This is a genomic window from Streptomyces sp. NPDC056486, from assembly GCF_042795295.1.
Classification (GTDB): Bacteria; Actinomycetota; Actinomycetes; order Streptomycetales; family Streptomycetaceae; genus Streptomyces.
The window spans coordinates 1-14,489 of record NZ_JBHTSF010000032.1 but is presented as its reverse complement, the minus strand read 5'-3'; the positions used below and the strand labels follow the sequence as shown (position 1 = coordinate 14,489).

The 14,489-nt window shown below is 68.4% G+C and carries 6 protein-coding genes and 1 tRNA gene; 1 reads left to right on the top strand and 6 read right to left on the bottom strand.

What is annotated here, in order from left to right; genetic code table 11:
• Positions 1-7 precede the first annotated feature (7 nt).
• From ACFQ7F_RS15570 to ACFQ7F_RS15555, 4 genes are all read right to left on the bottom strand, one after another.
• A complete protein-coding gene (locus ACFQ7F_RS15570; RefSeq protein ID WP_383270632.1) occupies positions 8-919 on the bottom strand; it encodes a helix-turn-helix domain-containing protein in 912 nt (303 codons plus the stop codon).
• 188 nt (positions 920-1,107) lie between these two features.
• Complete coding sequence (locus ACFQ7F_RS15565) at positions 1,108-3,894, bottom strand: DNA translocase FtsK (RefSeq protein ID WP_383270630.1); 2,787 nt, start codon at positions 3,892-3,894, stop codon at positions 1,108-1,110.
• 170 nt (positions 3,895-4,064) lie between these two features.
• Positions 4,065-4,748 (bottom strand): two-component system response regulator, encoded by a 684-nt coding sequence (locus ACFQ7F_RS15560; protein ID WP_190086597.1) that lies wholly within the window; start codon positions 4,746-4,748, stop codon positions 4,065-4,067.
• A 244-nt stretch (positions 4,749-4,992) separates the two neighbouring features.
• Positions 4,993-10,500, bottom strand: a complete 5,508-nt coding sequence (locus tag ACFQ7F_RS15555; protein WP_383270628.1) for a HAMP domain-containing protein — start codon at positions 10,498-10,500, stop codon at positions 4,993-4,995.
• 274 nt (positions 10,501-10,774) lie between these two features.
• Here ACFQ7F_RS15555 and ACFQ7F_RS15550 point away from each other — a divergent pair, with 274 nt between their 5' ends.
• The gene (locus tag ACFQ7F_RS15550; RefSeq protein WP_383270627.1) at positions 10,775-13,438 is read left to right on the top strand and encodes a SpoIIE family protein phosphatase; all 2,664 of its coding nucleotides are present in this window, start codon (positions 10,775-10,777) and stop codon (positions 13,436-13,438) included.
• Positions 13,439-13,523: 85 nt separating this feature from the next.
• Here the strand turns inward: ACFQ7F_RS15550 and ACFQ7F_RS15545 are convergent.
• A tRNA-Thr gene (locus ACFQ7F_RS15545) sits at positions 13,524-13,596 on the bottom strand.
• A gap of 86 nt (positions 13,597-13,682) precedes the next feature.
• Positions 13,683-14,345, bottom strand: a complete 663-nt coding sequence (locus ACFQ7F_RS15540; RefSeq protein ID WP_383270720.1) for a DegT/DnrJ/EryC1/StrS family aminotransferase — start codon at positions 14,343-14,345, stop codon at positions 13,683-13,685.
• Positions 14,346-14,489 lie beyond the last annotated feature (144 nt).

The window sequence follows — 14,489 nt, the reverse complement described above, 5'->3', positions numbered from 1 at the left end:
GCCGAGCTCAGCCGACCTCGGGATCGCCCTTGGTGTACGTGAGCCGCTCGACCTGACCGGGGTCGAACTCGTTCTCGACCGCCTTGCCGTTCACGAACAGCTTGATCGCGCCCGCGTCGCCGAGGACCAGGTCGATCTTCTGCTTGTCCTGGAAGGTCTTCGACTTGCCCTCCTCCAGGACGCCGTCGAAGAGGGTCCGACCACTGTGGTCCTTGGCCGAGATCCAGCTGCGGCCGTCCGACGCGTTGACCTTGACCGTGACCTTGTCCCGGGGGGCGCCGGCGATCGCGCTGTCCGACGGGTCCGGCTTGGGGTCGGCGGGCTTGTCGGGCGCGGGCTTCGTCGTGGGGGGCTTGGTGGTGGCAGGCGTGGAGCCCTCGGCGACCTGCGACTTCGATCCGTTGCTGTCGTCGCCCCCGCTGAAGGCGGTGAAGCCGACGAATCCGATGACGGCGACGATCGCGGCGACCATGGCCGCGGTCCAGTTGGGGCGGCGCGGATCGGACCTGATCCGCTCGGCCTCGAAGAGCGGCGCCGCCGGAGTGGGCGCGGGCGGGCGGCCGCCGTGCGCCTCGTCGTACTGGGCAAGGAGAAGGGCAGGATCGATCCCCACGGCGCGTGCGAGCGTCCTGATGTGGCCGCGGGCGTACACATCGCCGCCGCATCGGGAGAAGTCGTCCTGTTCGATCGCGTGCACGATCGGGATCCGCACCCGGGTGGACGTGCTGATCTCGTCGACGGTCAGGCCCGCGTCAACGCGTGCCTGCTGCAGCGTGCGCCCGATCGAGGGCCGGTCTTCCGCCGGCGTGGGCCGGTCGTCTGCCGGACTCTCAGCTGCCGGAAGGTTCTCGGCGGGCTGGTCGTCTGTAGGTCGGTGGTCTGAAGGGCGGTCGTCTTCAGGGGAGTTGCCGATGGACACGGGGGCGCCTTTCGAGCGTGTAGCCACCTGCCGGATGTTCAGTCTAGGGGGGTTCGCGAAGGGTGGGGCAACTGGGCGACGGACTTTGTACGCCATCGGAATGGCGGGACATCCTGATGGTGGGGCATGGTGCTGTCCCTCCCCTCAACTTGACGTATGTCGAAGGGAAACGGTTGCCTGCCGCACCCTTATGGGTGAGCCTCCCCGCGGATCACGGCCAGCACGCCATCCAGCTCATCAGGTTTCACAAGAACGTCACGAGCCTTGGAGCCCTCGCTGGGCCCCACGATGCCGCGCGACTCCATGAGGTCCATGAGCCGTCCGGCCTTCGCGAAGCCGACGCGCAGCTTGCGCTGGAGCATCGACGTGGACCCGAACTGAGTGGAAACCACCAGCTCAGCGGCCTGACAGAGCAGATCGAGGTCGTCGCCGATGTCGTCGTCGATCTCCTTCTTCTGCTTGGTGCCTACGGTGACGTCCTCCCGGAATACCGGCGCCATCTGGTCCTTGCAGTGCTGGACGACCGCATGGATCTCGTCCTCGGTGACGAAGGCGCCCTGCATTCGGGTGGGCTTGTTCGCGCCCATCGGCAGGAAGAGCCCGTCACCCTTGCCGATCAGCTTCTCGGCGCCCGGCTGGTCGAGGATGACGCGGCTGTCGGCGAGCGAGGAGGTCGCGAAGGCGAGCCGTGAGGGCACATTCGCCTTGATCAGACCGGTCACGACGTCCACGGACGGCCGCTGCGTGGCGAGCACCAGGTGGATGCCCGCCGCGCGCGCCAGCTGCGTGATGCGCACGATCGAGTCCTCGACGTCGCGCGGGGCGACCATCATCAGGTCGGCGAGCTCGTCGACGATCACCAGTAGGTACGGGTACGGGGTGAGCTCCCGCTCGCTGCCTTCCGGCGTCTTGAGCTTGCCCTCGCGGACGGCCCGGTTGAAGTCGTCGATGTGCCGGTAGCCGAACGCCGCCAGGTCGTCGTAGCGCAGATCCATCTCGCGTACGACCCACTGGAGCGCCTCGGCGGCCCGCTTGGGGTTGGTGATGATCGGCGTGATCAGGTGCGGGATGCCCTCGTACGCGGTGAGCTCGACGCGCTTGGGGTCGACGAGGACCATCCGTACGTCCTCGGGGGTCGCCCGCATCATGATCGACGTGATCAGACAGTTGATGCAGGACGACTTGCCGGAGCCGGTGGCTCCGGCGACCAGGATGTGCGGCATCTTCGCCATGTTGGCCATGACGAAACCGCCCTCGACGTCCTTGCCGAGCGCGACCAGCATGGGGTGATCGTCCTCGGCGGCGTCCGCCAGACGCAGCACGTCGCCCACGTTGACCATCTCGCGGTCGGAGTTCGGGATCTCGATGCCGACCGCGGACTTGCCGGGGATGGGGCTGATGATGCGGACGTCGGGGCTTGCGACCGCGTACGCGATGTTCTTGGCAAGGGCCGTGATCTTCTCGACCTTCACGGCCGGGCCGAGCTCGATCTCGTACCGCGTGACCGTCGGGCCCCGTGTGAACCCGGTGACGTCCGCGTCGACCTTGAACTCGGTGAAGACATTGCTGAGCGAGGCGACGACCGCGTCGTTGGCGGCGCTGCGAGTCTTGCCGGGGCCACCGCGCTCGAGCAGGTCGAGCGTGGGCAGCGAGTACGTGATGTCCCCCGCGAGCTGCAGCTGCTCGGCGCGCGGCGGGAGGTCCCGCGGCTTGTCCGAATGGGCCTTGGTCAGGTCCGGCACCGCTGAGTCGTCGGACTCACCGGGCTTCTTGCGGCGCACGCCGGGCGGCGGGCTGTCCTTTTCTCGTGCGGGACTGTCCGTGGCGCGCGCGGTCGGCACCGGCGCGGAGGTCTCCGCGGGCTGCTCCTCGCGCTCGCGCTCGGCGGAGACGCCCTGCGTGAGGTCGGCGACCAGCGGCGAGGGCGGCATGCCGTGCAGGACGGCGCCGTCCAGGGCGGCGGCAGCGGCGGCCGCCACGTCCACCGCGTCCATCGGCCGGTCCATGGAAGGCTGCGAGGATGCCCTGCGGGGCCTGCGCCGCCGGGTGAGCGCCTCCTCCTCCGCATGGTCCGGGTCGTACGACTCAGGGGCCTCGGCGCGCCTGCGCGAGCGGGCGGGCAGCGCCTCGCGCCACTGCTCCTCGTACCGCTCGTCGTCCGCGTAGTCGCCCTGCACCTCTTCGGGCGCCGCCTGGACGATGCCGAGCTTGGTGCCGAGCAGCCGCAGCCGCTGCGGGATGGCGTTGACGGGCGTCGCCGTGACCACAAGGAGTCCGAAGACGGTCAGCAGGACGAGCAGCGGTACGGCGAGGACCTCGCCCATGGTGAAGATCAGCGGAGTGGACGTGGCCCAGCCGATGAGGCCGCCCGCGTCCCTTATGGCCTCCATGCCGTCCGCACGGGCGGGCGAACCGCAGGCGATGTGCACCTGGCCCAGCACGCCGATGACGAGCGCGGACAGGCCGATCACGATGCGGCCGTTCGCCTCGGGCTTCTCCGGGTGCCGGATGAGGCGTACGCCGATGACCGCGAGCAGTATCGGGAGCAGCAGATCGAGGCGGCCGAACGCGCCGGTCACCAGCATCTCGACGAGGTCGCCCACGGGGCCGCGCAGATTCGACCACGTGCCCGCGGCGACAATCAGGGCGACACCGAGCAGCAGGAGCGCGATGCCGTCCTTGCGGTGCGCCGGGTCGAGCCCCTTCGCGCCTCGCCCTATGCCGCGGAACAGCGCACCCACGCTGTGCGCGAGACCGAGCCAGAGTGCGCGTGCGAGGCGGTAGACGCCGCCCGTGGGACTGGGCGCCGGCTTGGGCACGGGCTTCTTCGCCACGGCTTTCTTGGCGGGCGCCTTCTTCGCCGGAGCCTTCTTGGCGGGCGGCTTCTTGGCGGCGGCCTTCTTCGCCGGAGCCTTTGTGGGCGCGGCCGCCTTCTTCGCGGGCGTCTTCTTGGCTGCGGACGGACGTGAGGCCATGGGTCCGAGGTTACCGGTGGAGACCACTGCGGACACGTGTGCCCACCGCTTCACCCGTTTGTGTCGCCCTTGCGGAGGCGGTGAACTGACGGATATTCACCGCCTCCGGTCCGGAAGATTCCGGATGTTCACCGCCTCCGGCACTGCTCCGCCCGGAGTCCGCGCCGAACTCAGTTCTGCGAGGACACCGAAGGCGCACCGCTGCCGGTGCCCGGCTCCAAGGCGTCAAGAGCCCGCCGCAAACCGGTGAGTTTGCGTTCGAGATGGGCCGCGGTGGCGACAGCGGCGGCATCCGCCGAGTCGTCGTCGAGCTGTTTGGAGAGCGCCTCCGCCTGTTCCTCGACGGCCGCGAGGCGCGCGGAGAGCTCCGCGAGAAGCCCTGCGGGCTCCTTGGCGTCACCCGCCGCGGACTTGCCGCCGCCTTCGAGCTGGAGACGCAGCAGGGCTGCCTGCTCCCGCAGTTGGCAGTTCTTCATGTACAGCTCGACGAAAACCGAGACCTTCGCGCGCAGCACCCACGGATCGAACGGCTTGGAGATGTAGTCCACCGCTCCCGCCGCATAACCCCGGAACGTGTGGTGCGGACCGTGGTTGATGGCGGTGAGGAAGATGATCGGGATGTCCCGGGTCCGTTCTCGCCGCTTGATGTGCGCGGCGGTTTCGAAACCGTCCATGCCCGGCATCTGGACATCCAGCAGAATGACCGCGAAGTCATCCGTCAGTAGTGCTTTGAGCGCTTCCTCCCCGGACGATGCCCGTACCAGGGTCTGATCGAGCGCAGAGAGGATGGCCTCCAGCGCCAGCAGATTCTCCGGCCGGTCATCGACCAGGAGGATCTTGGCCTTCTGCACCATGGCCCGCCCTCCTCGCCCCGGCGGTACACCGGGCGCCGCCCCAGGGGACGACTCCCTTACGCCGTCCGTCCTTGTGCCGGTCATGGTAGCCGCACCCCGCCTGTCGCCACACCCTGTCACCGCGATGTCACTGTGCACGTAGCAGAAACGCAGTGGGAGACCAGAAGGTTCCCCGAATACCGTGGTTCTACACGACTTCGGCCACACTCTGTCAGCAACTCCGCGTAATGGAGCCTCTTCTCGGTCACTCCCCGCGCATCCACTGCTCCATCACCGACAGCAGATGATCCGGGTCGACCGGCTTCGTAACGTAATCGGATGCGCCGGAGTCGATGGCCTTCTCCCGATCACCCTTCATGGCCTTCGCGGTGAGCGCGATGATCGGGAGTCCGGCGAACTGCGGCATCCTGCGGATCGCCGTCGTCGTCGCGTACCCGTCCATCTCCGGCATCATGATGTCCATCAGGACGACCGTCACGTCGTCGTGCTGTTCCAGGACCTCGATGCCCTCACGGCCGTTCTCCGCGTACAGCACCGAGAGCCCGTGCTGCTCCAGGACGCTGGTGAGCGCGAACACATTGCGGATGTCGTCGTCGACGATGAGAACCTTCTCACCGCCGAAGTGATAGCCGGGACGCGCCTCGGACGTTTCCTGGCCTGTCGCCGCCCACTGCTCCTGGGAACGCTGCTCCGCGGTCGGCCCCTGGCCCGGCAGGACCGGCGGCTGCTCCGGGGAGGCATGCGCGGCACGTCGGCGACGCCTGAAGAGCGTGCCGGGGTCGGGCACCGCGTCGAGCCGCGGCGCCGGCGGCGCCTCGCTCTGCGGCGGCTGCTCGGCCGTGGAAGGTCCTTCCTCCAGAGCGGGCCGCGCGACCGTTCCCGGCAGCGGGGACAGCTGCGTGTAACCCTGGGGCGGCAGTTCGCTCGGGTGCAGCGGCAAATAGAGCGTGAACGTCGAACCCCGGCCCGGTTCGCTCGCCGCGTGGATCTCTCCGCCGAGCAGACGCGCGATCTCCCGGCTGATGGAGAGCCCGAGGCCCGTGCCGCCGTACTTCCTGCTTGTCGTGCCGTCGGCCTGCTTGAACGCCTCGAAGATGACCCGCATCTTGCTGCCCGCGATCCCGATGCCGGTGTCGCTCACCGAGAAGGCGATCAGGTCCGCGTCCGCGTCCCGCAGCGAACCCGCCTCGAGGAGCTGTTCGCGGATGGCGTTGGGCACATCGGCGTTCGCGTGCCGGATCACCAGCTCGACCGCTCCGGAGTCGGTGAACTTCACCGCGTTGGACAGGAGGTTGCGAAGAACCTGCAGAAGCCGCTGCTCGTCCGTGTGCAGGGTCGCCGGCAGCTCCGGAGACACGCGTACGGAGAAATCGAGTCCCTTCTCGGCGGTCAGCGGCCGGAAAGTGGCCTCTACGTAGTCCACGAGTTGGACGAGGGCGATGCGCGTCGGGGAGACGTCCATCTTGCCCGCCTCGACCTTGGACAGGTCGAGGATGTCGTTGATCAGCTGCAGCAGGTCCGAGCCCGCACCGTGGATCGTCTCGGCGAACTCCACCTGCTTGGGGGTGAGGTTCGCGTCGGCGTTGTCGGCGAGCAACTTGGCCAGGATCAGCAGCGAGTTGAGCGGCGTACGCAGCTCGTGCGACATGTTCGCCAGGAACTCGGACTTGTACCGCATCGAGACGGCGAGCTGTTCGGCGCGCTCCTCCAGTACCTGCCTGGCCTCTTCGATCTCGGTGTTCTTGACCTCGATGTCGCGGTTCTGCTGGGCGAGCAGCTCGGCCTTCTCCTCCAGTTCGGCGTTGGAGTCCTGCAGCGCCTTCTGCCGGTTCTCCAACTCCGCCGAGCGCTCCCGCAGTTGCTCGGTGAGCTCCTGCGACTGCTTGAGCAGCACCTCGGTCTTCGTGTTGACGCTGATCGTGTTGACGCTCGTCGCGATCATCTCGGCGATCTGGCTGAGGAAGTCCTTCTGGATCTGCGTGAACGCCTGGAAGGCGGCCAGCTCGATCACACCGAGGACGGTCCCTTCGAAGAGCACCGGAAGGACGATCACCTGGGCGGGCGGCGCCTCGCCGAGGCCGGATGCGATCCGCAGATAGCCGGACGGCGCGTTCTCCACGAGGATCGTGCGCCGCTCCTGCGCGGCGGTACCGATCAGCGTCTCACCGGGCCGGAAGGACGTCGGCATGGAGCCCATGGAGTAGCCGTAACTGCCCATCATGCGCAGTTCGTACGCGTCCCCCTGCTCGGCGCCGGGCTCCGTGGCGTCCTCCGTGGGCAGGGCGAGGAAGAAGGCGCCGTGCTGCGCGGAGACCACCGGCGTCAGCTCGCTCATGATCAGCGAGGCGACGTCGTCCAGGTCACGGCGGCCCTGCATCAGACCGGAGATGCGGGCCAGGTTGCCCTTGAGCCAGTCCTGTTCCTTGTTGGCCAGGGTGGTGTCGCGAAGGTTCGCGATCATCGAGTTGATGTTGTCCTGAAGTACCTGGATCTCGCCCGCCGCGTCGACGTCGATCTTCAGGTTCAGGTCGCCGCGCGTCACCGCGGTGGCGACCTCGGCGATGGCGCGTACCTGACGCGTCAGGTTCCCTGCCATCTCGTTCACGGACTCGGTGAGGTCGCGCCACGTGCCGTCGACGTCCCGCACCCGCGCCTGACCACCCAGCTGTCCTTCCGTGCCCACCTCGCGAGCCACCCGCGTGACCTGCTCGGCGAAGGACGACAGCTGATCGACCATGGTGTTGATGGTGGTCTTCAGCTCCAGGATCTCGCCCCGGGCGTCGATGTCGATCTTCTTGGTCAGGTCGCCCTTCGCGATCGCGGTGGTGACCATCGCGATGTTGCGGACCTGGCCGGTGAGGTTGGAGGCCATGCCGTTCACGGACTCCGTCAGGTCCTTCCACGTACCCGAGACTCCGGGCACACGGGCCTGACCGCCGAGGATGCCGTCCGTGCCCACCTCACGGGCCACCCGGGTCACCTCGTCCGCGAACGAACTCAGTGTCTTGACCATCGTGTTGACGGTGTCGGCGAGCTGCGCGACCTCGCCGCGCGCCTCGACGGTGACCTTCTTGGTGAGGTCACCGTTGGCGACCGCCGCCGCGACCTGGGAGATGTTGCGCACCTGGCCGGTCAGGTTGTTCGCCATCAGGTTGACGTTGTCGCTGAGGTCCTTCCAGGTGCCGGTGACGCCCGGGACCCGCGCCTGGCCACCCAGGTTGCCCTCCGTGCCCACCTCGCGGGCCACGCGGTTCACCTGCTCGGCGAAGTTGGAGAGCTGGTCGACCATCGTGTTCACGGTGGTGACGAGTTCGAGGATCTCGCCCTTGGCGTCGACGGTGATCTTCTTGGAGAGGTCGCCCATGGCGACGGCCGTGGTGACCTCGGCGATGTTGCGGACCTGAAGGGTCAGGTTGTTCGCCATGCCGTTCACGGACTGCGTGAGGTCCTTCCAGGTGCCGGAGACACCCTGCACCTCGGCCTGGCCGCCCAGGATGCCGTCGGTGCCCACCTCGCGGGCCACCCGCGTCACCTGCTCGGCGAACGCCGACAGCTGGTCCACCATCGTGTTGAGGGTGTTCTTCAGCTCCAGGATCTCGCCGCGCGCGTCCACATCGATCTTCTGCGACAGGTCGCCCCGCGCCACCGCGGTCGCGACCTGCGCGATGTTGCGCACCTGGGCGGTGAGGTTGCCGGCCATGCCGTTCACGGAGTCGGTCAGGTCGCGCCAGACACCGGCCACGCCGGGCACCTGCGCCTGCCCGCCCAGACGGCCTTCCGTGCCCACCTCGCGGGCCACCCGGGTCACCTGGTCGGCGAAGGCGGAGAGCTGGTCGACCATCGTGTTGATGGTGTTCTTCAGCTCCAGGATCTCGCCGCGCGCGTCCACGTCGATCTTCTGGGAGAGGTCGCCCCGGGCCACCGCCGTGGTGACCTGGGCGATCTGACGCACCTGCGACGTCAGGTTCCCCGCCATGAAGTTGACGGAGTCGGTCAGTTCCTTCCAGGTGCCGCTGACACCGTCCACGCGCGCCTGGCCGCCGAGGCGGCCTTCGGTGCCCACGTCGCGCGCCATCCGCGTGACCTGGTCGGCGAAGGACGACAGCTGGTCCACCATCGTGTTCACGGTGTTCTTCAACTGAAGCATCTCGCCGGAGACATCGACGGTGACCTTCTGAGAGAGATCACCGTTGGCGACCGCCGTCGTCACCTGCGCGATGTTGCGGACCTGCCCCGTGAGGTTACGGAAGGCGGTGTTGACCGAGTCCGTCAGGTCCTTCCACGTACCGGCCGCGCCCTGCACCTGGGCCTGGCCGCCGAGCTCACCCTCGACGCCGATCTCCCGCGCCACACGTGTCACTTCGGCACCGAAGGCGGAGAGCTGGTCCACCATCGTGTTCACGGTGTTCTTCAGTTCGAGCATCTCGCCCGCGACATCGACGGTGACCTTCTGCGACAGATCACCGTTGGCGACCGCCGTCGTCACCGTCGCGATGTCCCGCACCTGCGTGGTGAGGTTCCTGAAGACCGTGTTCACCGAGTCGGTGAGGTCCTTCCACGTTCCCGCCGCGCCCGGCACATTCGCCTGACCGCCCAGCTGCCCCTCGGCGCCGACCTCGTTCGCCACCCGGGTGACCTCGTCCGCGAACGTGCGCAGCGTCTCGGTCATCTGGTTGATCGTTTCGGCGAGTTGGGCGACCTCGCCGCGCGCGCTCACCGTCACCTTCTGGGACAGATCGCCGTTCGCGACGGCCGTCGTGACCTGGGCGATCCCACGCACCTGTGCGGTGAGATTGCCGGCCATAAGATTCACCGAATCGGTGAGGTCCTTCCACACTCCCGCCACACCAGGCACCTGCGCCTGGCCGCCGAGCTCACCCTCCGTGCCGACCTCGCGCGCGACACGGGTCACCTCGGAGGAGAACGACGAGAGCTGGTCCACCATCGTGTTGACGGTGTTCTTCAGCTCCAGCATCTCGCCGGCGACGTGAACCGTCACCTTCCGGGACAAGTCGCCCTTGGCGACCGCCGTCGTGACGAGAGCAATGTCACGCACCTGCGCGGTGAGCCGGTACGCCATGGTGTTCACCGAATCCGTGAGGTCCTTCCACGAACCGGACATTCCACGGACCCGCGCCTGACCGCCCAGCTTGCCCTCGGTGCCCACCTCGCTGGCCACTCGCGTGACCTCGTCGGTGAACGTCGAGAGCTGATCGACCAGATTGTTGACCGTCCGGCCGACCTTCAGGAACTCCCCGCGCAGCGGGTGGCCGCTCCCCTCGTCCGCCTGCGCCCGCAGCTCCATCCGCTGCTCCAGGTCGCCGTCCGCGACCGCGGAGAGCACCCGCCCCACCTCGGAGACCGGACGCACGAGATCGTCGACGAGCGCATTCGACGCGTCGATCGCATGTGCCCACGAGCCCTCACTGGCGCCGGTCTCAAGCCGTTCCGTGAGCTTTCCCTCACGTCCGACCATGCGACGCACCCGGGAAATCTCGCCCGTCAGATGCAGATTGCGATCAGCCACCTCATTGAAGACGGCGGCGATCTCGGACATGACGTCGTCACCGGAGACCGTGAGCCGCTTGCGGAAGTTTCCGTCCCGCATGGCCGCAAGCGCCGCGAGCAACCTGTTCAGGGCCGCCGTGTCCACGGACGTAGTAGCCCCGTGGCGCGGTTTGCGCTGTTTGCTCGGGGACTGTCCGTCTTTCGCACGCGTTTTAGTGCCCCGCGTCGCTGCGCCAGACTCCACTGTGTCCCTCCCGCAAGGGTCGACCGTACTGCTCGGGTTACCTGGGCTCTCTCCAAGAAGCTTGCCCAGTGTTTCACCATGGCTGAACCAGGCCATAACAGTTCGGCAGCTTCGCACACCGTCCGCACACCCTCCGGGCGGAAAACACTGACGACCGGCATCAGCATGGACGGCGAAGGTAAGTAACCTGGCATCCGGCTGTCCAACCACTCCGGTCCTGCCCGGCCTGGGCGGTGGCACACGTACAAGCGGGCATCGGAGGGGCGGCCGCACCATGGTGGGAGATCTGGGCGTCGATACTCGTACGAGGAGTTCTGTGATCACCGCGCGCGCGGCTGCGACTTTCGACCCCGTCGGGCGTTCCGTCGCGACGGCACGCTCCTTTGTCCGCGACACCCTTCAGGGCTGGGGGTTCACGGACATCGTCGACGACGCCGTCGTCCTCACCAGCGAGCTGGTCACCAACGCGGTGGTCCACGCCGGAACCGCCGCCGACGTCCTCTGCCTGCGCAGCGAGGACGCCGTACGCATCGAGGTGTCCGACCACTACCCGGAGCGCGAGATCCCGCTCCAGCAGTCCGCGGCGAACATGGGCAGCCCCGACCGCGAGGGCGGTCGCGGCCTCCAGCTGTGCGCGGCGCTCGCCACCCGCTGGGGCGTCGACTACACCCCCGAGCACAAGCAGGTCTGGTTCCAACTCGACCTCCCCGACCGCTCGGTGGGCACCCGCGCCGCGGGCCCCGCACTACCGGCCGAGATGCTCCCGGTCACCGACGGCAGAGTCCGTGTCGCCGTCGTCCAGATCGACCGCGTGGGCGCGATCTCCGCCTGGAACGAAGACGCGGAAGAACTCTTCGGGTACGCCGCCGAACAGGTCACCGGGAAACCGCTCACCGACTTCGCCGCCTGGCCGCACACCCCGGGCACCAGCACCGGCATCGTGGAGGCCCTGAGACTCTCCCGCTGGGAGGGCAGTTACGGCATCCGCAGCTCCGACGGCCGCGTGACCCCCGTCTACGCCTCGCACCTGCGCGTCCGTGACGCCGACGGCGAACCGTCCACGGTCTGCCTGCTCGTCCGCGACGACGAGCGCGCAGTCCTGCAGACCCCGCTGCGCGGGCCCGCCCCCGAGCCCGGGGTGCTCGCCGAGTCGCACACCGCCGACCCCTTCGAGGTCTTCATCGGCTCCCCGGCGCCGGACGACCTCGACGGTCTGCTCCAGCGCACGGTCGAGCGCGCCCGCGACATGCTCGACGGCGACGCCGCCTTCCTGCTCCTCGCCACGGACGACGAGACGGAGCTGGAGGTTCGCGCCTCCACAGGCCTTCCATCGGCCCGCCAGCGCTTCGCGCGCGTCCCGGTGGAAGCGGGGCCCGGACGCTACGGCTCCGCCCGTATGCCGGCCGTACACGAGGACCTCACGGTCGTCCCCGGCGCCGTCCCGCTCCTCAGCGGCACGGGCATGCGCTCCGTGGTCACGGTCCCCCTCAAAGTCGAGGGCCGCCTCACGGGCTCCTTGGGCGTCGCCGCCGAGTCCCCCGACCGGTACTCGAACGAAGAAGCCCTGCGCCTCCAGTTCGCCGCCGACCGCATCGCCCTCGCCGTCGAGTCAGCGCGCCTGGGCGAGCTCGAGCGTCTGCGCCGCGGCTCGCTCTCCTTCCTCGTCGAGGCCTCCGATCTCCTCGCCGGCACCCTGGACCGCGACCAGACCCTGGCCCTCATGGCCCAGATGACGGTCCCGACGCTCGCCACCTGGTGCGCCGTCTACACGATCGCCGACCAGGCGTCCGATCCCTATCTCTCGTACGTCCTCCATGAGGACGAGGAGCGCATCGACGGCCTGAAGGCCCTCCTCTCCAAGATCGCCCCTCCTGACCCCGTGCCGACCCCCGGAGCCCGCGTCTGGGCCGCACCCTCGGAAGCGGCCCACCAGGCCGCCCTGCGCACCTCCATGCGCAGCCTCGGCCTCGGTGAGCCGATGAGCCTGGGCTCCGGCATCGGCACGACGCTCTCCACGGCATCGGCGGTGGGCGGCGAGACGGTCGTCCTGCCCCTGGTCGCCCGCAACCGCGTCATCGGCATGCTCACGCTGGGCAAGCCCTCCGACGAACACTTCCGCCAAGAGATCCTGGAATTGGCCGAAGATCTCTCCCGCCGAGCGGCCCTCGCCCTGGACAACGCCCGCCTCTACTCCGAGCGCATGGCCATCAGCCAATCCCTCCAGCGCAGCCTGCTGCCTCCAGGTCTCCCGCAGATCCCGGGCGTCGAGGTCGACGTCATCTACCGCGCGGCCGGCGAGGGCAATGAGGTCGGCGGCGACTTCTACGACCTCTTCCCCATCCGCGACGGCGCGTACGGCTTCGCGATCGGCGACGTCTGCGGCACGGGCCCGGAGGCCGCAGCGGTCACCGGCCTGGCCCGCCACGCCCTGCGCCTGCTCGCCCGCGAGGGCTTCGGCGGCCCGGCGGTCCTTGAGCGCCTGAACGCCGCGATCCTCGACGAGGGCGCCCGAAGCCGCTTCCTCACCCTGCTCTACGGGGAGTTGTGGCCGCAGGAGGACGGCTCGGCGGTCCTGAAGATCGTCTGCGCCGGCCATCCGCTCCCGCTCCGCCTGCGCCAGGACGGCACGGTCGAGCCGTACGCGGAGCCGCAGCCGCTCCTGGGCGTCATGGACGACCTGGAGCTCTACGAACAGACGATGACGCTCGACCCGGGCGATGTCCTGCTCTGCGTGACGGACGGAGTCACCGAACGCCGCGAGGGCACGCGCATGCTCGGCGACGACGGCCTCGCAGACGTCCTCACGACGTGTACGGGCCTCACGGCCGGCGCGGTCGCGGCCCGCATCATGCGCGCGGTGGAGCGCTTCGCGACGGACGCCCCGTCGGACGACATGGCGATCCTCGCGATGCGGGTCCCCGGCCTCCAGAAGGACTGACAGTTCCGTTCCGGGGGCCTTCAAGCCCCCGGAAAACAAAAAGTCCCCGCCCAACTGGGCGGGGACTTTCCCGACTTACTCTCTGAGCCCCCAAGCGGAATCGAACCGCTGACCTTCTCCTTACCATGGAGACGCTCTACCGACTGAGCTATAGGGGCCTGTTGCGCTTTCGCGGTTTCCCGCTCCGCAACGGAATAAAGCATACCCCGAACTCACGCCCGATCCGAACCGCCGTGAGTGCCCCTCAGAAGGCAGGCTGCAACAGCCCTCCGAGCGCATTGCACGCCGATACGACCCGCTGCAGTTCGCGCCGCGACATCGAAGCGCCGACCGGCAGCGACAGCGTCTCGTCCGCGGCATGCTCGGTCTCCGGCAGATAGACGTCCCGCCAGAACTTCGGCGTGCGGTGAACGGGCGTCTTCACGGGCACCCGGCAGTCAACTCCCTTGGCCCGCACGGCACGCGCGAACGCATCCCGGTCCGGCCGCCCGTTGCCGGGCACACGTACGACGTACTGCTGATAGCTGTGCCCCTCGACACCGTCCGGCGTGATCACACCGCCGAGCCGCCCACTCAGATAGGTCGCGTGCGCCCGCCGCTGCGCGAGCTCGTCGTACGGTGCGTCCAACTCGCCCTGCTCCAGTACGAGGACGCCGTGCCGCTGCCCGACGTCCCGAAGCCGCCTGACGTCGGCCGGGTGCCCGAAGCGGTGCACGACGGCCACAGCGGCCGTACGGGAGGTCACGGCGGCGGTCACCGCGTCAGGATCGAGGCAGTACGTCACCCGATCGATGTCCGCGAACACGGGCACGGCCCCTGCCAGGACCACGGCCTCGGCGATCTCGACGTTTCCGTATGCCGGCACGATGACCTCGTCACCGTCACCGACACCTGCGGCTCGCAACATGCCAACTGTCTGCATGACTCTGATGCTGGCGGCGGAACGTGAACGGCAAGTGACGCAAAACAAAAAAGAGCTGGTCCCTGAACCGAAGTTCAGGGACCAGCTCTTCTAATAATAGTTCGGCGGCGTCCTACTCTCCCACAGGGT

Coding starts and splice junctions, on each gene's coding strand:
- ACFQ7F_RS15565 (WP_383270630.1), bottom strand. CDS start 3,894: ATGGCCTCACGTCCGTCCGCAGCCAAGAAGACGCCCGCGAAGAAGGCG.
- ACFQ7F_RS15560 (WP_190086597.1), bottom strand. CDS start 4,748: ATGGTGCAGAAGGCCAAGATCCTCCTGGTCGATGACCGGCCGGAGAAT.
- ACFQ7F_RS15550 (WP_383270627.1), top strand. CDS start 10,775: ATGGTGGGAGATCTGGGCGTCGATACTCGTACGAGGAGTTCTGTGATC.
- ACFQ7F_RS15540 (WP_383270720.1), bottom strand. CDS start 14,345: ATGTTGCGAGCCGCAGGTGTCGGTGACGGTGACGAGGTCATCGTGCCG.